Consider the following 21196-nt stretch of genomic DNA (forward strand, 5'->3'; position numbering starts at 1 on the left):
ATTACTTCGCGTTCGCGAATGCGACTGCCGTATCCAGCATGCGGTTCGAGAAACCCCACTCGTTGTCGTACCAGCTCGACACCTTGACGAGGCGGCCCGACACCTTGGTCAGCGTTGCGTCGAACGTCGACGAAGCCGGGTTGTGGTTGAAGTCGATCGACACCAGCGGTGCGTCGTTGTAGCCGAGGATGCCCTTCAGCGCGCCTTCCGATGCTTCCTTCATGATCGCGTTGACTTCCTCGACCGTCGTGTCGCGCTTCGCGATGAACGACAGGTCGACGATCGACACGTTGATCGTCGGGACGCGGATCGCGTAGCCGTCGAGCTTGCCGTTCAGTTCCGGCAGCACGAGGCCGACGGCCGACGCAGCGCCCGTCTTGGTCGGGATCTGGCTGTGGGTGGCCGAACGCGCGCGACGCAGGTCTTCGTGGTAGACGTCCGTCAGCACCTGGTCGTTCGTGTACGCGTGGATCGTCGTCATCAGGCCGGTTTCGAGGCCGATCTTGTCGTTCAGCGGCTTGACGAGCGGCGCGAGGCAGTTCGTCGTGCACGATGCGTTCGAGATGACGGTGTGCTCGGCCTTCAGCACGTCGTGGTTCACGCCGTAGACGATCGTCGCGTCGACGTCCTTGCCGCCCGGCGCCGAGATGATGACCTTCTTCGCGCCGCCCTTCAGGTGCGCGCTCGCCTTTTCCTTCGTCGTGAAGAAGCCCGTGCATTCCATCACGACGTCGACGCCCAGCTCGCCCCACGGCAGTTCTGCCGGGTTGCGGTTCGCCAGCACGCGGATCTTGTCGCCGTTCACGACGAGGAAGTCGCCGTCGACCGACACTTCGCCCGGGAACTTGCCGTGCGCGGTGTCGTACTGGGTCAGGTGCGCGTTGGTCTTCGCATCGCCCAGGTCGTTGATCGCGACGATCTCGAGATCGTGCTTCTTGCCGTTTTCATAGAACGCGCGCAGCGTGTTGCGGCCGATACGGCCGTAGCCGTTGATTGCGACGCGAATCGTCATGGTCTATCTCCTGATGGCTGAAAAAATTCGTTTCGTGCAGCTTCACGGTGCGACGCGCGCGAGGGGTGGCGCGCGTCGCGAATGCTTTTAGGCCAGCACGGCCTTGGCGGTCTCGACGACGTGCTCGACGGTGAAGCCGAAGTACTTGAACAGCACGCCGGCCGGCGCCGATTCGCCGAACGTGTCGATCCCGACGACGCCGCCTTCGAGGCCGACGTACTTGTGCCAGAACGCGGTCACGCCCGCTTCGATCGCGACGCGGCGCACGCCGTGCGGCAGCACGCGTTCGCGGTATTCGGCGTCCTGGCGGTCGAACACGTTGGTCGACGGCATCGACACGACGCGGGCCGCGATGCCCTGCTGCGCGAGCGGCTCGACGGCCTTCATCGCGAGTTCGACTTCCGAGCCCGTCGCGATCAGGATGATCTTGCGCGCGACGATCTCTTCGTCCCAGTCCTTCAGCACGTAACCGCCCTTCTCGATGTTGGCGATCTGCGCGTCGGTGCGCGGGTTGAACGCGAGGTTCTGGCGGCTGAAGATCAGGCTCGACGGACGGTCGGCAGCGACCGCGTGGGTCCAGGCGACGGCCGTCTCGACCGTGTCGGCCGGACGCCAGACGTCATGGTTCGGGATCAGGCGCAGGCTCGACACGTGCTCGATCGACTGGTGCGTCGGGCCGTCTTCGCCGAGGCCGATCGAGTCGTGCGTGAACACGAAGATCGACGGGACCTTCATCAGCGACGCGACGCGCAGCGCGTTGCGGCTGTAGTCAGAGAACGTCAGGAACGTGCCGCCGAACGGCTTGTGGCCGCCGTGCAGCGCGAGGCCGTTGATCGCGGCGCTCATGCCGAATTCGCGCACGCCGTAGTTGATGTGGTTGCCGAGCAGCACGCCCGCGCCTTCCGGATTCGCGCGGACCGCCTTCGATGCCTTCCAGTTGGTCAGGTTCGAGCCGGTCAGGTCGGCCGAGCCGCCGAGCAGCTCCGGCAGTGCGGCAGCGAGCCCTTCGATCGCCTGCTGCGACGCCTTGCGGGTCGCGACCGTCTCGGCGCGCTCGTTCGCACCGGCGATGATCGCCGCAGCCTTCTCGGCCCAGTCGGCCGGCAGCTTGTTGGCCATCCGGCGCTCGAATTCGGCGGCTTCTGCCGGGAACTTCGCGCGATAGGCGGCGAACGTCGCGTCCCATTCGGTCTCGGCGCGCTTGCCGGCTTCCTTCGCGTCCCACGCTGCGTAGACTTCCTGCGGAATCACGAACGGCTCCCAGGTCCAGCCGAGCGCCGCGCGCGTCTTCGCGATTTCTTCCGCGCCGAGCGCCGCGCCGTGCACGTCGTGGCCGCCCGCCTTGGTCGCCGCGCCCTTGCCGATCACCGTCTTGCAGCAGATCAGCGTCGGCTTGTCCGACAGCTTCGCCTTCGCGATCGCCGCGTCGACCGCGTCGACGTCATGGCCGTTCACGTTCGGGATCACGTTCCAGCCGTACGCTTCGAAGCGCTTCGGCGTGTCGTCGTGGAACCAGTTCACGACGTCGCCGTCGATCGAGATGCCGTTGTCGTCGTACAGCGCGATCAGCTTGTTCAGCTTCAGCGTGCCCGCGAGCGAGCAGGCTTCGTGCGAGATGCCTTCCATCAGGCAGCCGTCGCCGAGGAACACGTACGTGTGGTGATCGACGATCTTCGCGCCGTCACGGTTGAACTCGTCGGCCATCAGCGCTTCGCCGAGCGCCATGCCGACCGCGTTCGCGAGACCCTGGCCGAGCGGGCCGGTGGTCGTCTCGACGCCCGGCGTGATGCCGTATTCCGGGTGGCCCGGCGTCTTCGAGTGCAGCTGGCGGAAGTTCTTCAGCTCTTCCATCGGCAGGTCGTAGCCGGTCAGGTGCAGCAGCGAGTACAGCAGCATCGAGCCATGGCCGTTCGACAGCACGAAGCGGTCGCGGTCCGCCCAGTGCGGGTTCGTCGGGTTGTGCTTCAGGTGGCGCGACCAGAGCGCGACGCCGATTTCGGCCATGCCCATCGGCATGCCGGGGTGGCCGGAGTTCGCTTGCTGGACGGCGTCCATCGCGAGCGCACGGATCGCATTGGCCATCAGGGTGGTGGAGGCGGGAGACGAAGTCGTCATGTCGAGTCCGGAGAACGAGTCGAGGAAACGGGGGCACGGCGGCATCCGGAAGCTCGAGCGTCAATCGTTCCCGGCGCGCAGTGCGGCGCCTGACGGACGCGAAGCGGACGGAGCCTACGGACGGGCTGCAAAGCTCGTCATTTTAACAGATGGGCTGACATTTCCCTTGTCGGCGCGTAGTGTTCCGGCACGGTTTTCCGCCAAACCGCCCGCCTCCTATAATTCAGACGTCGGAACTGTCTGCCCGAGCGGCCCGCCCGTGAACACGACCCTTCTCTTCCATCCCACGCCCGACGTCGCGTACGGCTTCCCGAACGCACGCCGGCTCGCGCACGTCGCGTCGCCGCACCAGCACATCGAGGTCTGGGAAACCCCGCAGCTCGGCCGCCTGTTCACGCTGGACGGCCGGCCGATGACGTCGGTCGGCGACGAATACGTGTACCACGAGTGCATGACGCACCCGGCCGCGCTCGCGCATCCGTGCCCGAGGAAGGCGCTCGTGCTCGGCGGGGGCGACGGCGGCGCCGCGCGCCAGCTGCTCAAGCACGCGTGCATCGAGCGGATCGTCGTCGCGGAGCTCGACGACGAGGTGGTCGGCATGGCGCGCCGCTATCTCGACGACGTGCACCAGGGCGCGCTCGACGACCCGCGCGTCGCGATCGTGATCGGCGACGCCGCGCATTTCGTCGCGTCGACCGTCGAGCATTTCGATCTCGTCGTGTTCGACCTCACGCCGCCCGACTCGCCGGCAGCCGGCCTCTATACACGCGAGTTCTACGCGCGGCTCAAGCGGATCCTCACGCCGTGCGGCGCGATCTCGATGCATCTCGGCTCGCCGGTGTTCCACACGGCGCGCATCGCCGCGCTGCTCGACGATCTGCGCGCGAGCTTCGCGGTCGTCGATCCGCTGTCCGCGCACGTGCCGCTGTACGGATCCCAGTGGCTGATGGCGATCGCGAGCGACACGCTCGACGCGGCCGCGCTGTTCGCGCACGACATCGACGAACGGCTCGCCGCACGCCGCGTGCAGGGCTTGCGCTACTACGACGCGCGACTCCATGCGGCCCTCTTTGCCCTGCCGCGCGCGCTGCGCGATACACTGGGCGTTCGTCGCTGAGCTGCCGGGCGGAGCATCGCTTCGCGGGCGGGCCGCGCTTTCTGCCGCGCCCGACCCGCCACGCGCGTGCCCGGCGCGACGCAGGCGGGCCCGCCTGCGTATCCTCTGCACGGCGCGGTGCCGCCCCGGGCGCCCGCGCGCCAATATCCGTTGGACTGCAAAGCATGGGACCGGAGTCACCGCTCAAGCGCCAACCCCGTTCGACAGGAGATTTCATGACCGATCCACGTCCGGCCAACGTGCCTTGGTTGACGCCTTACCTGGCCGTGCGCAATGCGCACGCGACCATCGAGTTCTTCAAGGCCGCTTTCGGCTTCGAATTGCGCGACGTCCTCGACGAGGACGGCGCGATCATGCACGTCGAGATGACCTACCGCGGGCAGCTGATCGTGATGTTCGCGCCCGAAGGCGCCTTCGGCTCGATCGCGCTCACGCCGAAGAGTGCGCACGCAACCGCTCCGCAGTCTTTCTACCTGTATGTCGACGACGTCGACGCAACCTGGCAGCGCGCGCTCGACGCGGGCGCGCAATCGCTGACCTCGCCGCAAGATCAGTTCTGGGGCGACCGCTTCGCCCAGATCGAGGATCTCGACGGCTACCGCTGGGCGCTCGCGCGCCGCCTGGCTGCATGAACGGAGCCGCGATACGCATGAGTGAAGCCACCACCACCGCGGCCGTGCCGCGTTTCTTCGTCGAAGCGGCGCTGCGCGCCGATACGACGCTCGCGTTGCCGGCCGACGTCGCGCGGCACGCGCAAGTGCTGCGGCTGCAGCCCGGCGACGCGCTCGCACTGTTCGACGGCAGCGGCGGCCAGTACCGCGCGCGGCTCGTCGAGATCGACAAGCGCGGCGCGCTCGCGCAGCTCGAAGCGTTCGATCCGGCCGAGGCCGAGCCGCCCTATCGCGTGACGCTGGCGCAAGGCATCGCCGGCGGCGACAAGATGGACTGGGTGATCGAGAAGGCCGTCGAGCTTGGCGTCGCGGCGGTCGTGCCGCTGTCGACGGCGCGCGGCGTCGTGAAACTGTCCGGCGAGCGCGCGGACAAGCGCGTCGCGCACTGGCGCGGCGTCGTGCGCGCATCGTGCGAACAATGCGGGCGCAACCGCGTGCCCGACGTCGCGCCGGTACGCGGCTTCGGCGCGTGGCTCGATACGCTGCCGGCCGCGCCGGCCGACGGCGAGCTGCGGCTGCTGCTGTCGCCGCGCGCGAGCATCCCGTTTGCGTCGCTGCCCGACGCGCCGCCCGCGGCGGCCGTCACGCTGCTGATCGGGCCCGAAGGCGGGCTGTCGCCGGACGAGGAACACGCGGCCCGCGCGCACGGGTTCACCGCGTTGTCGCTCGGCCCGCGCGTGCTGCGCACCGAGACGGCCGGCGCGGCCGTGCTGGCGGCGCTGGCCGCGCGCTGGGGCGGATGGTGATGCGTCGGGGCGCGGCCGGCGTGGCATGCGCCCGAAATGACAGACGCCGGCCCGATGCCTGACGCACGTTCGGACCGACGCCGCGCGTGACTTCCCGGCGCCCATCGGCCGGAACGCAGACGCAAAAAAGCCCGCGCGATGCGGGCTTTTTGCCGAATCGGCCGCGCTCGGGCGGCCAGTGGATCCGCGCTTTACGCGAACGAATAGAACACGCGGAACGCGACCTTGCGCTCGGCCCAGAACTCGGCGGCTTCGCGGAACACGTCGAGCAGCGTCTCGCGCCCTTCCTTGTCGAATTTCTGCGCGATCGGCAACCCTTCGAGAACGATCACGAAACCGGGCTGCGCGCCGGCCTTCGCGACGAGGTCGGTCAGGCAGTCGTACAGCGCGTCGTAGTTCTTGCCGAAATGCTTCGGAAACAGGAACGACGTCGCGATCGTCTCCATCACTTCCTGCTTCGACTGCGCGGCACCGCAATATGCGTACAGGAAATGCTGGCCGAGCCGGCCGGCTTCGTCGGCGAGATCCTGCACGCGGAACGCGCGGATCGACTGCACGAGATTGGGTCGCACGGTCGTGAAAAGGCTCATAGGCTCCTCGTTCGATGAAAGCCCGGGCTCGGCTTCCTGTTGCTCCGCCGCGACGCCAGCCTGTGCCGCCGCGTGAAGTTGGATCACGCGCTGAAACAGGTTGCCGTCGCCGGCCGCGAACAGTTCCGCCGCCGCCGTATCGTGCGCGTAGATGGAGTCGCTCATGCCGTTCATCCCGAAGTCATTCAACAATACGTTTAAAACTGTTGTAGTGGTCGTCCGTGTAATAACAGTTGTCGATCCGGCGCAATGGCCCGCCACAGACGATCCGGCGCGCGCCGCGATTACGCGCGCGCGGCGTCGGCACCGTGTACTCGTGGTAGTAGCCGCGCTTCGCCTTCGGCAGGATCCGCTCGCGGTTGCCGAAGACGACGCCGTCCTTCTCGTACGGATAGGGGCCACCGGCGCCGATCAGGCCAAGCGTGGTCACGGCCTCGCGCGGCAGACGGGCGGTCGGGATCGTATCGACCCCGCCGACGGCCAGGTCGGCCGAAACGGCCTGCCGTGCGTAAGCGGCGGAAACCAGACTGCCCGTCGGTGTACCGACGATACCCATCGCGAACATCGCGAAGACGGACGCGAGCGCGCCGTTGCGGAGCCACTTGCGTGCCATGAACCAGGGTTCCCGCTGTTAAATCAAGTAGTTGACGACCAACCAAAGGCGTTAGCGTAGCGCTATTGTCCGCGCGAATCAATGTTCGTTTGGGAACCGAAAGGCTGGCTCCGCCCCGAATCGCGCATTTTTTACCGAAATAAGACTACATTTATCTTACGTGAGATAAAATATCCGCGGCATCTCTCGGATGGCAAGACCTGCCTCCTTGCCACGCCCGCTAACCTGGGTGGAGAGATGCCGCTGTTGCTTATGGGAAGCGCGTTTGCGCCCTGCCCGCGGCGTGCCCATTGCGGGCACGCCTCTTTTTGCTTTTGTTTACAATTTCGCCCGCCGCGCGGCAGCGGTTCGACCGACGCCGCGCGTTCATTCCGCTCAGCGTGCGGCGTTCACGTCGGCGACCAGCAGCGCCGCCATGTTGACGATGCGGCGAACGGTCGCCGATTCGGTCAGCACGTGCACCGGCTGGGCCGCGCCCAGCAGGATCGGCCCGATCGCGATGTTGTTGCCGGCCGCCGTCTTCAGCAGGTTGTACGCGATGTTCGCGGCATCGATGTTCGGCAGGATCAGCAGGTTCGCGTCGCCTTCCAGCGTCGATTCCGGCAGGATTTCCTTGCGCAGCGCCGCGTCGAGCGCGACGTCGCCGTGCATTTCGCCGTCGACCTTCAATTCCGGCGCACGTTCTTGCAGAATCGCGAGCGTATCGCGCATCTTCTGCGCCGAAGGCGCGTTGCTCGTGCCGAAGTTGGAGTGCGACAGCAGCGCGACCTTCGGTTCGATGCCAAAGCGGCGCACTTCCTCGGCAGCCATGATCGTGATCTCGGCGAGTTGCTCCGGGGTCGGATCCACGTTCACGTGCGTGTCGACCAGGAAGATCTGGCGGCCCGGCAGCACGAGGCCGTTCATCGCCGCGTACACGCTGCAGCCCGGGCGCTTGCCGATCACCTGGTCGATGAAGTGCAGGTGGCGGTGCGTGGTGCTGATCGTGCCGCAGATCATCCCGTCCGCCTCGCCCTTCTTCACCAGCATCGAGCCGATCAGCGTCGTGCGGCGGCGCATCTCGACACGGGCCAACTGCTCGCTGATGCCCTTGCGCGCCATCATCTTGTGGTACGTCTGCCAGAAATCGCGGTAGCGCTCGTCGTGCTCGGTGTTGACGACCGTGAAGTCGGTGCCCGGCGTGAGGCGCAGGCCGTAGCGCTGGATACGGTGCTCGATCACCGACGGACGGCCGATCAGGATCGGCTTCGCGAGTTTCTCGTCGACGATGATCTGGACGGCGCGCAGCACGCGCTCTTCCTCGCCTTCCGCGAACACGACGCGCTTCTTCTCCGCCGGCGCGCTGCGCGCGAGCTGGAAGATCGGCTTCATCGTCGTGCCGCTGTGATACACGAATTGCTGCAGGTGCTGCTTGTAGGCTTCCATGTCCTCGATCGGGCGCGTCGCGACGCCGCCGTCCATCGCGGCCTGCGCGACGGCCGGCGCGATCTTGACGATCAGGCGCGGATCGAACGGCTTCGGAATCAGGTATTCGGGCCCGAACGACAGGTCCTGGATCCCGTAGGCGGTCGCGACGATGTCGCTCTGCTCGTGCTGCGCGAGTTCGGCGATCGCGTTGACGACCGCGATTTCCATTTCACGCGTGATCGTCGTCGCGCCGACGTCGAGCGCGCCGCGGAAGATGAACGGGAAGCACAGGACGTTGTTGACCTGGTTCGGGTAGTCGGTGCGGCCGGTCGCGAGAATCGCGTCGGGGCGCACTTCGAGCGCCAGTTCCGGCAGGATTTCCGGCGTCGGGTTCGCGAGCGCAAGGATCAGCGGGCGCTCGGCCATGCCCTTCACCATCTCCTGCTTCAGCACGCCGGCGGCCGACAGGCCGAGGAAGATGTCCGCGCCGTCGATCACCTCGGCCAGCGTGCGGGCCTCGGTTTCGCGGGCGAAACGCTCCTTGTCCGGATCCATCAGCTCGGTGCGGCCCTTGTAGACCACGCCGGCCAGGTCGGTCACCGTGATGTTCTCGAGCGGCAGGCCGATGTCGACCAGCAGGTCCAGGCACGCCAGCGCGGCCGCGCCCGCGCCCGACGCGACGAGCTTCACCTTCTTGATGTCCTTGCCGACGACCTTCAGGCCGTTCGTGACGGCCGCGGCCACGACGATCGCGGTGCCGTGCTGGTCGTCGTGGAACACCGGGATCTTCATCCGCTTGCGCGCTTCGCGCTCGACGATGAAGCAGTCCGGCGCCTTGATGTCTTCCAGGTTGATGCCGCCGAAGGTCGGCTCCAGCGCGGCGATCACGTCGACCAGCTTGTGCGGGTCCGACTCGTTCAGCTCGATGTCGAACACGTCGATGCCGGCGAACTTCTTGAACAGTACCGCCTTGCCTTCCATCACCGGCTTCGACGCGAGCGGGCCGATGTTGCCGAGCCCCAGCACCGCCGTGCCGTTCGTGACGACGCCGACCAGGTTGCTGCGCGCGGTGAAGCGCGCGGCGTTCAGCGGGTTCTCGACGATCTCCTCGCACGCATACGCGACACCCGGCGAATACGCGAGCGCGAGGTCGCGCTGGTTGATCATCTGCTTGGTCGGTGCGATCGCGATCTTCCCCGGAGTCGGGAATTCGTGATAGTCGAGAGCGGCTTCGCGGAGCTTGGCTTTGGAGGAGGCTTGGGTCGACATGTGTCTCGTGGCGGGCGGATTAGAATGACTGTTCGACGGCATTGTAGCGCCAATCGAAGGCCGTCAGACCGGCGATTCGGGTGCGACAGCCGCGACATAAATGTACTGAACGGTGCAGGAACGGCACCGCTCGCTGCGTACAATGCCATTCCTTTCACCGCTTCCGGGTTCCTCCGCCGTGCCAGCCGCCCTGTCCGAGTTTTCGCTGATCGATCGCTTCTTCGCGCGCCGCGCGGCCCGGGGGGCGCGTGCGTCGACGCTCGGCATCGGTGACGATTGCGCGCTGATCGCGCCGCGATCCGGAAAATTGCTGGCCATTTCGACGGACATGCTGGTCGAGGGCCGCCATTTCTTCCCCGATGTCGCGCCCGACGCACTCGGCCACAAGACGCTCGCGGTCAACCTGTCGGATCTCGCGGCGATGGGCGCCGAGCCGCGCGCGTTCACGCTCGCGTGCGCGCTGCCGCGCGCCGACGCGGCGTGGCTCGAGGCGTTCAGCAACGGCCTGTTCGCGCTCGCCGAGCGGTTCGGCTGCGAGCTGATCGGCGGCGACACGACGAGCGGGCCGCTGAACCTGTGCGTGACCGTGTTCGGCGAAGTCGCGCCGGATGCGGCGCTGCGGCGCGACGCCGCGCGCGACGGCGACGACGTCTGGGTGTCCGGCACGCTCGGCGACGCGCGCGCGGGGCTCGGGCTCGCGCGCGGCGAATGGAGCGCCGGCGCGGCCGAAGCCGCCGCGTTCCGGCAAGCACTCGAGCGCCCGGAGCCGCGCATTGCGCTCGGGCTCGCGCTCGCGGGCGTCGCGCATGCGGCGCTCGACATCTCGGACGGCCTCGCCGGCGACCTGCGGCACATCCTGACCCGCTCGAACGTGCGCGCCGAGATCGACGCCGACGCGGTGCCGCGCTCGGCCGCGCTCGCGACGCTGCCGCCCGACGTGCAGCGACGCTGCACGCTGGCCGGCGGCGACGACTACGAGCTGTGCTTCACCGCGCCGGCCGCAGCCCGCGCGGCGATCGAGGCAGCGGGCGCGAGCGCCGGGGTTCCGGTCACGCGAGTCGGTACAATACATGCGTTGTCCTCGCCGTCGGAGCAGCCCGCGATCGCGTGGCGCGACGCCGCCGGCGCGCCCCTGACTCTCACGTTGCACGGTTTCGACCACTTCCATGCAGACTGACCCGACGACCGCGCAATCCGCGGCCGCGCCCGGCGCCGCCCGGAACGCGCCGCGGCGCGCCACCGCGCGCTTCATGCTGTCGCACCCGGCGCACATCGTGTCGCTCGGCTTCGGCAGCGGGCTCGCGCCGTTCATGCCCGGCACGTTCGGCACGCTGTTCGGCTGGCTCGCGTTCGTCGTGCTCAACCGCTACCTGACGGTGCCCGAATGGTGGGCGCTGATCGCGGTCGGTTTCGCGGCGGGCACGTGGGTCACCGGTTTCACCGCACGCAGGATGGGCACGAGCGATCCGGGCGCCGTCGTCTGGGACGAGATCGTCGCGATCTGGCTCGTGATGCTGTTCGTCACGCCCGCGACCTTCATCGGCCAGTTGTGGGCGTTCGTCGTGTTCCGCTGCTTCGACATGCTCAAGCCGCCGCCGATCCGCTATTTCGACCGTCGCGTGAAAGGCGGGCTCGGCATCATGGTCGACGACCTGATCGCCGCGTTCATGACGCTGCTCGTGATCGCGTTCTGGCGCTCCGTCGTCGGCTGACCGATTTCCCGACTCCCGTTTCCCGACGCGCATGCCAACCGATTCCGTCGTCCATCAGCTTGCGATCCGCGCAGGCAACAAGCTGCGTGACGAGCACCTGTCGCTCGCCACGGCCGAATCCTGCACGGGCGGCATGATCGCCGCCGCGATCACCGACATCTCCGGCAGCAGCCAGTGGTTCGAGCGCGGCTTCGTCACCTACTCGAACCAGGCCAAGATCGACATGATCGGCGTGCCGCCCGACCTGATCGAGAAACACGGCGCCGTCAGCGAGCCGGTCGCGCGCGCGATGGCCGAGGGCGCGCTGCGCAACAGCCGCGCGCAGGTCGCGCTGTCGGTCACCGGCATCGCCGGCCCGGCGGGCGGCAGCGAGAAGAAGCCGGTCGGCACCGTGTCGTTCGCATGGAGCAACCGGCTGCATACCGACGTCGAAACGCTCGTGTTCAAGGGCGATCGCGAACAGATCCGCACGCAGGCGGCCGCGCATGCGCTGCGCGGGCTGCTCAAGCTGCTCGACGAACGCGAAGGCTGATTCCCCCGCGCGACGGCAGCGGCGGCCGCCGCCCCTCGCCGCTTACTGGATCGCGTCGGGCTTCACGACGATCCAGTTCTTGTCCGCCGTGACCGGCTGGCCGAGCGCCTTCTGCTGCGCGGCCGATTCGTCCGACCATGCGCGGATCTGCGCCATCTGCTTGTCCTTCTTGTTCACCCACACGCGCACGCCGCCGCGCGCGACGTCGGTCGCGTTCAGCAGCATGTAGCCGTCGGATTTCGGCGTGTCGCCCGCGACGAGCACCGGCTTCTTCCACTGGTCGATCCAGCCGGCGATCGAGCCGAGCTTGCCTTCGTACCACGTCATCGGGTTCATCAGGAACGGCGTGATCACGAGATTGCGGTTCGCTGCCTCGTCGTACTTGCCGGCCTTGATCTGCAGCCGCGACGTGGTCAGCGCGCCCGTCGCCGGGTCGCGCAGCAGCGTCGTCACGCCGATCACGTTCTGCGGCTTCACGTTGTAGCCGTATTTCGGATCGGACAGCACGAGCCGCGCGAGCTCCTCGTGCGCGGCGGTCATCACGTACACCTCGATCCCGTTCTCGCGCAGCGCGTTGTACAGCTCCTGCATGCCGCGGAAGAAGCGCGGCGGGTTCGCGGTGCCGTCGACGACCTTGTCGCCCTGCCAGTAGCGGATCGGCACCGGCTTGCCGTCGGCAAGCATCGCGTCGACGTGGCGCTTCAGGTCGGCCAGCGACAGCCCCGCGAACGCCTGCGCGATCCACGGGTAGCAGACCAGGTCGTCGATCTCGCAGAGCCGGTAGTAGTAGCTCGTCAGCGATTCCTTGTAGTCGGCGGAATCCTTGAACGGGATCAGCTTCAGCGACGGATCGAGCGAGTCGCGCGTCAGCACGCCGCGGTTCTCGAGATACGGCAGCAGCGACTCCTCGAGGTCATAGCGATAGGTCGTGTTGTCGGCGTCGAACACCGCGTAGTCGCCGCGGTTCGCGTGCGCGGCGATCATCGCGTTCAGCGCCTTCGCGCTGTCCGCCGGCCAGTGCGACAGGTCCGCCGCGTGAGCGAACGACATGCACAACGACGCGGCAAGCGCGCTGAGAAGACGTCGGGACAGCTTGGGCATGGCGCCGCTCCTTTTATGACATTCTGGTGACGGATCGATGACAAGCGGCAGCATCGCGCGATTGTGGCGCGGGCATGCGGTGCGCAAGCGACGGGAAGTTGTTCGCGTGCGCCAGGACGGCAAACACGCGAGGCAGGCGCGCGGCCCGCGGATGCGGGTTCGGCATTGAAAGGCCGCCCGGGCGGGCGGCCTGTGGCTCAGCGATATTTCAGCGATGCGCGTTGATCGTATCGCGCGTCTTCTGCGCGGCGAGCGCCGCGGCTTCGGCGAAATCCTCGCCCTTGCTCGCGTACAGGATCGCGCGCGACGAGTTGATCATCATCCCGGTGCCGTCGGCGGTGCGGCCCGCGTTGACGGTCGCCTGCACGTCGCCGCCCTGCGCGCCGATGCCGGGGATCAGGAGCGGCATGTCGCCGACGATCCCGCGCACGATCTCGATCTCCTTCGGGAACGTCGCGCCGACCACGAGGCCGAGCTGGCCGTTCTTCGCATTCCACTTGTTCGCCGCGAGGTCGGCCACGACCTGGTACAGCGGCCGGCCACCCGTTTCGAGGAACTGCAGGTCCGACCCGCCCGGGTTCGACGTGCGGCACAGCACGATCACGCCCTTGCCTTCATGCTCGAAGTACGGCTCGACCGAGTCGTAGCCCATGTACGGGTTCACGGTGACCGCGTCCGCGCGATAGCGCTCGAACGCTTCGCGCGCGTACTGCTCGGCGGTGCTGCCGATGTCGCCGCGCTTCGCGTCGAGGATCACGGGCAGGCCCGGGTGCTGGAGGTGGATGTGCGCGATCAGCCGCTCGAGCTGGTCTTCCGCGCGATGCGCGGCGAAGTACGCGATCTGCGGCTTGAACGCGCTCGCATACTGCGCGGTCGCGTCGACGATCTGCCGGCAGAATTCGAAGATCGCGTCGGGCTGGCCGTCGAACTGCACGGGAAAACGCGACGGCTCGGGATCGAGGCCGACGCACAGCAGCGAATTCGTGCGCTGCCACGCGGCGCGCAGCGATTCGATGAAAGTAAGCGGGGAAGACATGGCGGATACTCGCGGCAAACCGTTGATAGACCGCGTATTTTACCCGCGTCGCCGGCGGCCTTCGCGCACGGCGGCGTCGACCCGTGCATCGGCCCGCTCGACGGTGAACGCGAAACGCCGCGTGAGCCGCTCGCCCGGCGCGAGCAGCGTCATCCCGTGCGCGGCCGCGCCGCCCGGCAGGTTCACCGCATTGATCGGATGATCGACCGGCTCGAAGCAGAAGAACGGCTCGCCGGGCGGCGTATAGAGCACGTACGCATCGGCGTCGGCCGCGATCGTCAGCAACAGCCCGCGGCGCGGCCAGCTCACCGTCGCGTGGCCGCCCCAGCCGGTGAACGCGTGATTGACGAGCGTCGCCGGCAACGGATACGCGACGCCGAACTGCCAGGCCGGCGGCACGCACACGTGCCGCACCGGCAGGAAATCCGCGCCCGACAGCCACAGGCCGCCCGCGGCCGCGGCCAGCTCGGTCGCGTCGTCGCGCACCAGGAACGGGTGCAAGCCGAGCCCGAACGGCAGCCGTGCGCGCCCCGCGTTCTCGATCGTCAGCGCGATCGACAGCGTCGTGTCGTCGAGCGCGAACGACTGGATCGCACGAAACGCGTACGGCGCGCCGCTCGCGCGATCGAGCGACAGCTGCAGCGTGGTGTCGGTCGCATCGTCCACCTGCCACGGCGCGAGCCAGCCGTCGCCGTGGATCGGCAGCGGCTCGTCGCGGCGGTTGCGCGGCACCGCGACGCTGCGCCCGTCGCATTCGAAGCGGCCGTTGCCGATCCGGTTCGAATACGGCAGCAGCGGATAGCACGCGAGTGCGTTCGGGTCCGTCGCCGTCTCCGGGTGTTCGCAGCGTCGGAACACCGGCACCAGCGCACCGTGGTCGCCGCGCCAGTCGAAGCGCGCGATGCCGCCGCCGAGGTGGGGCAGCACGTCGAGCCGCAGCGCCGCGTTCGACAGCGTGACGGCCGCCGCATGCGCGGCGCCGACGCCCTGCGCGAACGTGGCGGTCTGCGGGCCGGCGCTGACCGGCTGCGCGGCGGCAGCCAGGCGCGCACGGCGCGACTGGCTCGTGGACGACGACGCTGCGCGCGAAGACGTGGCGGTCATGGTGAACTCCTTTGCTTCGTCGATGAAGCGATACGGATCGTCGCGCGGTGCCGCGCGAACACGGACATCGGCAATCAGGCCCAGCCGCCGTCGACCACCACGTCCTGCGCGGTGATCATCCGGCTGTCGTCGGCCGCGAGAAACAGCGCCATCCGGGCGAGATCGTCCGGCAGCAGCTCGGCGTCGATGCACTGGCCGGCCTTGATCGCCGCCCGGCCCGCGTCGTCGAGCCACAGCCTGCGCTGCTTGTCGGTCATCACCCAGCCGGGCACCAGCGAATTCACGCGGATCCCGAACGGGCCGAGATCGCGCGCGAGCCCGCGGGTGAGGCCCTGCACGGCGGCCTTCGCCATCACGTAGACGGGATAGCCGCCGTTCTTCAGCATCCAGCTGATCGAGCCGAGATTGATGATCGCACCGCTGCCGCGCTGCTTCATGTCGTCGATCACCGCCTGCGCGGCGAAGAACTGGTGGCGCAGGTTCACCGCGATGCCCGCGTCGAACGACGCGGGCGTCACGTCGCCGATCGCGTGGCGCGTGTCGTTCGCCGCGTTGTTCACGAGCACCGCGATCGCGCCGATCCGTGCGCGGATCGCGTCGATCGTGCGGCGCAACGCGTCGACGTCGGTCAGGTCGCACGGCAGGAACAGCGGCGCGTGGCGCAGGTCCGGCGCCTGCGCGAGGCTTTCCGCGAGCGCCTGGCCCGCCTGTGCGTCGAGATCGACGAACGCCACGCGCGCACCCTGCCGCGCGAAGTGCTCGACGAACGCCGCGCCGATGCCGGTCGCGCCGCCCGTGATCAGCACCGCGCGATCCTCGAGGCTCGGGTAGCGCGCATAACGCGCGTCGCTCGCGGCGCGCGGATCCGGCGCGGAAGTTTCGATGGTCATGCGAATCGTCTCCGTGGAATCGGTCAGTCGCGTACGCCGCGGTTCTTCAGCTGGTCGAGCAGCACGGCCGCGAGCAGGATCGCGCCGCGCACCAGGTACTGGTAGAACGCGTCGATGTTCAGCAGGTTCATCACGTTCTCGACGGTGCCCATGATCAGCACGCCGATCACGACGCCCGAGATCGTCGCGCGGCCGCCCATCAGCGACACGCCGCCGAGCACGCACGCGGAGATCACGTTCAGCTCGAAGCCCTGCGCGGCGTTCGGCTGGCCCGACGTGATGCGCGATGCGAGGATCACGCCGGCGAGCGCCGTCACCGCGCCCTGGATCAGGAAGATGTACACGCGCGTGCGTTCGACGTTGATCCCCGCGAGACGCGACGCCTCGGGGTTGCCGCCGATCGCGAGCGTGTTGCGGCCGTACACGGTCTGGTTCAGCAGCACGCCGAACACGATGAAGCACAGCAGCGTGACCCAGATCGGCAGCGATACACCGAAGAGCGTGAGCCCGCCGAGCGCGATGAAGGTATCCGACGACACGCCGACCGCCTGCCCCTTCGACACGATGAAGCCGAGCCCGCGCACGATTTCCATCGTCGCGAGCGTCGTGATCAGCGCGTTGATGCGCAGGTACGCGATCACCGCGCCGTTCACGAAGCCGATCGCGGCGCCGGCCGCGACCGCCGCGACGATCGCGACGAACGTGTTGTCGGTCGCGTTCAGCACCATCGCGCACAGCACGCCCGAGAACGCGACGGTCGAGCCGATCGACAGGTCGAAGTCGCGCGACGCCAGACAGAACATCATCGTGCACGCGACCATCCCGATCTGCGAGATCGACAGCGCGAGGCCGAGCATGTTGTCGATCGAGAAGAAGTGATCGACCGTCAGCGACATCGTCAAGAACATCACCGCGAAGATCGCGATGAGGCTGTATTCGGTGAGGTGCTGCCACCACTTCTGGCGGTCGCTCTGCTGCGGTACCAGCGCGTCGGCCGACGGCTTCACGGCTGCGCTGGCGAGGTTTTCCCTGACTTGCATGGTTGTGTCTCCTGCTCCTGCATCGCGCGGCCCGCGCCGCGCGTGATCGATTCGAATGTCCTGCGTCGCCCGCGGCGACCTCACACTGCGTCAGCCGCCTCGACGACGCTCGTCTGCGGCAGCGCGAGGCTCAGCACCGCATGCTCGTTCGCCCGTTCGCGCGGCAGCTCGCCCGCGATGCGGCCTTCGCGCATCACGACGATGCGGTCGGACACGCCGAGCACTTCCGGCAGCTCCGACGACACCATCACGATCGCGCAGCCGCGCTCCGCGAGCCGGTAGATCACGTCGTAGATCTCGTGCTTCGCGCCGACGTCGATGCCGCGCGTCGGCTCGTCGAGGATCACGACCTTCAGGTCGGGCTCCGCGAGCCAGCGCGACAGGATCGCCTTCTGCTGGTTGCCGCCCGACAGGAAGCGGATCTTCTGCCGCCGGTTCGGCGTCTTGATCTTCAGCCGCTGGATGAAGCGGTCGGCCGTTTCGCTTTCGGTCTTGCGGTCGATGAACAGGCCCGCGCGCAGCGAATGACGGCGGCAGCTGATGTTGATGTTCTCCGCGACCGACGCCATCGCGATGATCCCTTCCTCCTTGCGGTCTTCCGGACACAGCACGATGCCGTGACGGATCGCGTCGCCGGTGCGCTTCACGTCGATACGCCGGCCGTCGAGCGTCAGCGTGCCCGCGCGCCGGCGGTCGGCGCCGTACACGAGCCGCATCAGTTCGCTGCGTCCCGCGCCGACGAGGCCGAAGAACCCGACGATCTCGCCCGCGCGCACCGAGAAGCTCGCGGGTTCGCGCAGCGCCGGACCATCGACGCCTTCGGCCGACAACCGCACGTCGCCGAGCGCGCGCGGCGCGTAATGGTAGATATCCGAAATTTCGCGCCCGACCATCTCGGCGACCAGCCGCTCGCGCGGCACGTCGGCGAGCGATTCGTGCGACGCGATCTTGCGCCCGTCGCGAAAGATCGTGCACGCATCGCACAGCCGGTAGATCTCGTCCATCCGGTGCGAGATGTAGATCAGCGCGCGGCCCTGCGCGCGCAGGTCGTCGACGAGCTTGAACAGCACCTCGGTCTCGCGATGCGACAGCGAGCTCGTCGGCTCGTCGAGCGCGATCACGCGCGCATTGCGCATCAGCGCCTTGCAGATCTCGACCATCTGCCGCTGCGCGATCGACAGCCGGCCGAGCTTCGCATCCGGATCGAGATCGACGCCCATCGCCGCGAGCCGCTCGCGCACGTGGCGCTTCGCCTCGCCCTTCCTCACCCAGCCGAGCGCATTCGGCAGGCGGCCGAGCAGCAGGTTCTCCGCGACCGTCAGGTCGGGCACGTACTGCAGCTCCTGGTGAATCACCGCGATGCCGGCCGCGATCGACGCGGCCGCACTCGAGAAATGCACGGGCTGGCCGTCGACCAGCACGCTGCCCGCATCGGGCTGGTATTCGCCGCCGAGAATCTTCAGCAGCGTCGACTTGCCCGCGCCGTTCTCGCCCATCAGGCCATGCACCTCGCCCGCGTGCACGTCGAACGAGATGCCGTCGAGTGCGCGCACGCCGGGAAATACCTTGCCGATATTGTCAAAACGCAGTGCCGCTGACACGTCGTCTCCCTACTTGCAGATCCATCGATCGCCGGCCGCCGCATCACCGCGGCGACCGGCGTGCCGCTTACTTCGAGGCAAGCCCCATCTCCTCGCGTACCTTCGACACGTTGTCGCGCGTCGCGAGCATGCCGGTGGTCAGCGTGAGCGGCGCCGGCGCCTTGCCCTGCGTGATCCACGTGTACATCAGCTCGGAGGTTTCCTCGCCGTGGCGCTTCGGGCTGATGATCACGGTGCCGTAGAAGCCCGTCGGCTGCGGCTTCTTGAACTCGTTCAACGCCGAATCGGAACCGCCGATGCCGATGCCGATCATGTTGTCCGCCTTGAAGCCGCGCCCTTCGGCCGCGCGCACCGCGCCGAGCACGGCCTCGTCGTTCAGGCCGTAGGCGACCCAGTGCTTGAACTGCGGGTTCTTGGTGAGCGCGATGTTCGCCGCGTTGAACGCGTTCTCGGTATCGGTCTTCGCCTGCGGCGCCGCGATCACGTTCGCCTTCGGAAAGCCCGCGGCCACCAGCGCATCGGTCGCGCCGCTCGTGCGGTCGTGCGCGGTCGGCAGCTGCTCGTAGGTGATGTCGATCGCGCCGACCTCCTTCATGTTCCAGCCGCGCTTCTTGATCTCGGCCGCGATGCCGTCGCCGACCTGCTTGCCGATGTTGTACGCGGAGATCCCCATGTGCGGCACCGCCTCGATCGGCTTGCCCGCGCCGTCGACGAGGCGGTCGTCGACCGTCATCATCTTCAGGTTGTGCGACTTCGCCTTCGCGACGATGCCCGGCCCGAGCTTCACGTCAGGCGTGCAGATGATGAAGCCCTGCGCCTTCTGCGCGGACAGGTTGTCGATCGCGCTCATCACCTTCTCGCCCGACGGCGCACCGATCTTCACGAGCGTGAAGCCCTTGTCCTTCGCCGCGATCTCGGCGAACTTCCATTCGTCCTGGAACCACGGCTCTTCCGGCTGCTTCACGAGGAAGCCGATCTTGACCGGGTCGGCCGCGTGCGCCACCGGGCTTCCCATCACCACCGCGGCCGCGGCGGCCAGCGTTACGAACGTTCTGCGTTTCATCTCCAGTGTCTCCTTGTCTTCATCGAACGGAATGCAGCCGCTTGTTGGTTTCGACGCAGCGTGCGCGCGGCCGTCGCACGTGCGGTCTGTCGAATCGTTGCGTCAATCGTGGTACAGCGCCGCGCGCCCGCCGTCGACGGTGATGCACGCGGCATTGATGAACGGCGCCTCGTCGGACGCGAGGAACACGGCCGTCATCGCGACTTCCTCCGGTTTGCCGATCCGTTTCATCGGCTGCAGCGCGAGCGTCTCGGCGCGCGCCGCGGCCGGGTCGGCCTGCGCATCCCACCAGTCGCGCGTGAGCTGCGTCTCGATGTAGCCGGGCGCGATCGCGTTCACGCGCACGTTGCGCGCCGCGTATTCGATGCCGAGCGCACGCGTGAGGCCCAGCACGCCGTGCTTCGCGACCGGGTACGGAAAGCAGCCCGGGATGATCCGGAACGCATGCGTCGACGCGATGTTGACGATGCTGCCGCGGCCGCGCTCGACCATGCCCGGCAGCGCCGCGCGGCAGCCGTGCCACACGCCGTCGAGGTCGACCGCGAAGCAGCGGCGCCAGTCGTCGTCCGTCATCGTCAGCGGATCGGCGAACACGTTGATGCCCGCGTTGTTCACCAGCACGTCGAGCGGGCCGAAAGCCGCTTCGGTCTGCGCGAGCGCGTCGCGTACCGAGTCCTGCCGCGCGACGTCCGCATGCAGCGCCAGCACGCGCGCGCCGTCGATGTCGTCGGTGATCGCCGCGGCCGTGCGCTGCGCCTGCGCGAAGTCGAGGTCGACGAGCGCGACGGCCGCGCCCTCGCGCGCGAACGCCTGCGCGATCGCGGCGCCGATCCCGCGGCCCGCGCCCGTCACCATCGCGACCTTGCCCGCGAGGCGTTCCATCATGCGGCTCCGCCGCGCGCCGCGCGCAGGCCGGCCTGGAACGCGCATGCGTTCGCCGCGGTCGTGTCCGCCGACTGACCGGGCCGGTACAGCGCCGAACCCAGGCCGAAGCCGTTGGCGCCTGCCGCGAGGAACGGCTGCATGTTGTCCGGCGTAATCCCGCCGACCGGAAGCAGCGGCACCGCGCGGTCGATCACCGCGCGCCACGCCTTCACGACGGGCACGCCGAGCTGCTCGGCCGGGAACATCTTCAGCACGTCGGCGCCGTTCGCGAGCGCGGCGAACGCCTCGGTCGGCGTCGCGACGCCCGGTGCGCTCGCGAGCCCGCGCTCGCGCGCGCGGCGGATCACCGCCGCGTCGCTGTGCGGCATCACGATCAGCGTGCCGCCCGCGTCCTGCACGCGGTCGACGAATTCGGCGCGCAGCACGGTGCCCGCGCCGACGATCATGTCGTCGGGCAGCGCGCGGCGCAGCGCCGCGATGCTGCCGAACGGATCGGGCGAGTTGAGCGGCACCTCGACGATCCGGAAGCCGGCTTCATGCAGCGCAAGGCCGTGGTCGACAGCTTCCGCGGGCGCGATGCCGCGCATGATCGCGATCAGCGGGCACGCGTCAAACGCGCGCATCAGCGCGGCGTGCGGCGTGTACGGCGCGGGCAGCGTAAGGTCGGACGACATTGGCGGTTCCTCTTCAAT

The 21196-nt window shown here is 68.2% G+C and carries 20 protein-coding genes; 6 read left to right on the top strand and 14 right to left on the bottom strand.

Annotation, left to right across the window (positions count from 1 at the left end):
* Position 1: 1 nt before the first annotated feature.
* Together gap and tkt are read right to left on the bottom strand one after the other, a co-directional pair.
* A complete protein-coding gene (gene gap, locus U4Z31_RS21855) occupies positions 2-1012 on the bottom strand; it encodes a type I glyceraldehyde-3-phosphate dehydrogenase (protein WP_044844172.1) in 1011 nt (336 codons plus the stop codon).
* 87 nt (positions 1013-1099) lie between these two features.
* Positions 1100-3172 (bottom strand): transketolase, encoded by a 2073-nt coding sequence (gene tkt, locus U4Z31_RS21860; RefSeq protein ID WP_044844173.1) that lies wholly within the window; start codon positions 3170-3172, stop codon positions 1100-1102.
* 214 nt (positions 3173-3386) lie between these two features.
* On the opposite strand from tkt, the gene speE reads away from it, so the two are divergent.
* The 3 genes from speE (at position 3387) to U4Z31_RS21875 (ending at position 5661) form a co-directional block, all read left to right on the top strand.
* Positions 3387-4244: a polyamine aminopropyltransferase gene (gene speE, locus U4Z31_RS21865; protein ID WP_044844174.1), complete on the top strand. Its 858-nt coding sequence runs from the start codon at positions 3387-3389 to the stop codon at positions 4242-4244.
* Positions 4245-4459: 215 nt separating this feature from the next.
* Complete coding sequence (locus U4Z31_RS21870) at positions 4460-4876, top strand: VOC family protein (RefSeq protein WP_044844175.1); 417 nt, start codon at positions 4460-4462, stop codon at positions 4874-4876.
* Between the two features lie 17 nt (positions 4877-4893).
* Positions 4894-5661 carry a 16S rRNA (uracil(1498)-N(3))-methyltransferase gene (locus tag U4Z31_RS21875; protein ID WP_044844176.1) on the top strand — a complete coding sequence of 256 codons (768 nt, stop codon included), beginning with the start codon at positions 4894-4896 and terminating at the stop codon, positions 5659-5661.
* A gap of 191 nt (positions 5662-5852) precedes the next feature.
* Here the strand turns inward: U4Z31_RS21875 and U4Z31_RS21880 are convergent, their stop codons facing one another.
* The 3 genes from U4Z31_RS21880 to U4Z31_RS21890 form a co-directional block, all read right to left on the bottom strand.
* Entirely contained in the window at positions 5853-6416 is a 564-nt protein-coding gene (locus tag U4Z31_RS21880; RefSeq protein ID WP_044844247.1) for a barstar family protein, read from the bottom strand.
* Between the two features lie 16 nt (positions 6417-6432).
* Positions 6433-6864, bottom strand: coding sequence for a ribonuclease (locus U4Z31_RS21885; protein ID WP_006760307.1), 432 nt, complete (start codon positions 6862-6864; stop codon positions 6433-6435).
* A gap of 375 nt (positions 6865-7239) precedes the next feature.
* Positions 7240-9582: an NADP-dependent malic enzyme gene (locus tag U4Z31_RS21890; RefSeq protein ID WP_311769724.1), complete on the bottom strand. Its 2343-nt coding sequence runs from the start codon at positions 9580-9582 to the stop codon at positions 7240-7242.
* Positions 9583-9682: 100 nt separating this feature from the next.
* Between U4Z31_RS21890 and thiL the strand changes: the two genes are divergently transcribed.
* The 3 genes from thiL to U4Z31_RS21905 are packed head-to-tail and all read left to right on the top strand — an operon-like array spanning position 9683 to position 11784.
* The gene (gene thiL / locus U4Z31_RS21895; protein ID WP_321796771.1) at positions 9683-10717 is read left to right on the top strand and encodes a thiamine-phosphate kinase; all 1035 of its coding nucleotides are present in this window, start codon (positions 9683-9685) and stop codon (positions 10715-10717) included.
* Positions 10707-11252, top strand: a complete 546-nt coding sequence (locus U4Z31_RS21900) for a phosphatidylglycerophosphatase A (RefSeq protein WP_044844179.1) — start codon at positions 10707-10709, stop codon at positions 11250-11252. The genes thiL and U4Z31_RS21900 overlap by 11 nt, the downstream gene beginning before the upstream one ends.
* A gap of 31 nt (positions 11253-11283) precedes the next feature.
* On the top strand, positions 11284-11784 hold the full coding sequence (locus U4Z31_RS21905; protein WP_321805142.1) for a CinA family protein: 501 nt from the start codon (positions 11284-11286) through the stop codon (positions 11782-11784).
* Positions 11785-11826: 42 nt separating this feature from the next.
* Here U4Z31_RS21905 and U4Z31_RS21910 read toward each other — a convergent pair whose 3' ends face one another.
* From U4Z31_RS21910 to U4Z31_RS21950, 9 genes are all read right to left on the bottom strand, one after another.
* Complete coding sequence (locus U4Z31_RS21910) at positions 11827-12885, bottom strand: hypothetical protein (protein WP_044844181.1); 1059 nt, start codon at positions 12883-12885, stop codon at positions 11827-11829.
* 208 nt (positions 12886-13093) lie between these two features.
* A complete protein-coding gene (gene pyrF, locus U4Z31_RS21915; RefSeq protein ID WP_044844182.1) occupies positions 13094-13921 on the bottom strand; it encodes an orotidine-5'-phosphate decarboxylase in 828 nt (275 codons plus the stop codon).
* 39 nt (positions 13922-13960) lie between these two features.
* Positions 13961-15025, bottom strand: a complete 1065-nt coding sequence (locus U4Z31_RS21920; RefSeq protein WP_321811372.1) for an aldose 1-epimerase — start codon at positions 15023-15025, stop codon at positions 13961-13963.
* A 74-nt stretch (positions 15026-15099) separates the two neighbouring features.
* On the bottom strand, positions 15100-15915 hold the full coding sequence (locus U4Z31_RS21925; RefSeq protein ID WP_321811373.1) for an SDR family oxidoreductase: 816 nt from the start codon (positions 15913-15915) through the stop codon (positions 15100-15102).
* A 23-nt stretch (positions 15916-15938) separates the two neighbouring features.
* Positions 15939-16955, bottom strand: a complete 1017-nt coding sequence (gene araH, locus U4Z31_RS21930) for an L-arabinose ABC transporter permease AraH (protein ID WP_044844185.1) — start codon at positions 16953-16955, stop codon at positions 15939-15941.
* Between the two features lie 80 nt (positions 16956-17035).
* Entirely contained in the window at positions 17036-18556 is a 1521-nt protein-coding gene (araG, locus tag U4Z31_RS21935) for an L-arabinose ABC transporter ATP-binding protein AraG (RefSeq protein ID WP_044844186.1), read from the bottom strand.
* A 67-nt stretch (positions 18557-18623) separates the two neighbouring features.
* A complete protein-coding gene (locus tag U4Z31_RS21940; protein ID WP_257768646.1) occupies positions 18624-19619 on the bottom strand; it encodes an arabinose ABC transporter substrate-binding protein in 996 nt (331 codons plus the stop codon).
* A 102-nt stretch (positions 19620-19721) separates the two neighbouring features.
* On the bottom strand, positions 19722-20501 hold the full coding sequence (locus U4Z31_RS21945) for an SDR family oxidoreductase (protein WP_124520043.1): 780 nt from the start codon (positions 20499-20501) through the stop codon (positions 19722-19724).
* Complete coding sequence (locus U4Z31_RS21950) at positions 20501-21178, bottom strand: 2-dehydro-3-deoxy-6-phosphogalactonate aldolase (protein ID WP_321811374.1); 678 nt, start codon at positions 21176-21178, stop codon at positions 20501-20503. The genes U4Z31_RS21945 and U4Z31_RS21950 overlap by 1 nt, the downstream gene beginning before the upstream one ends.
* Positions 21179-21196 lie beyond the last annotated feature (18 nt).

The organism is Burkholderia sp. BCC1985, from assembly GCF_905339915.1.
Lineage (GTDB): Bacteria > Pseudomonadota > Gammaproteobacteria > Burkholderiales > Burkholderiaceae > Burkholderia.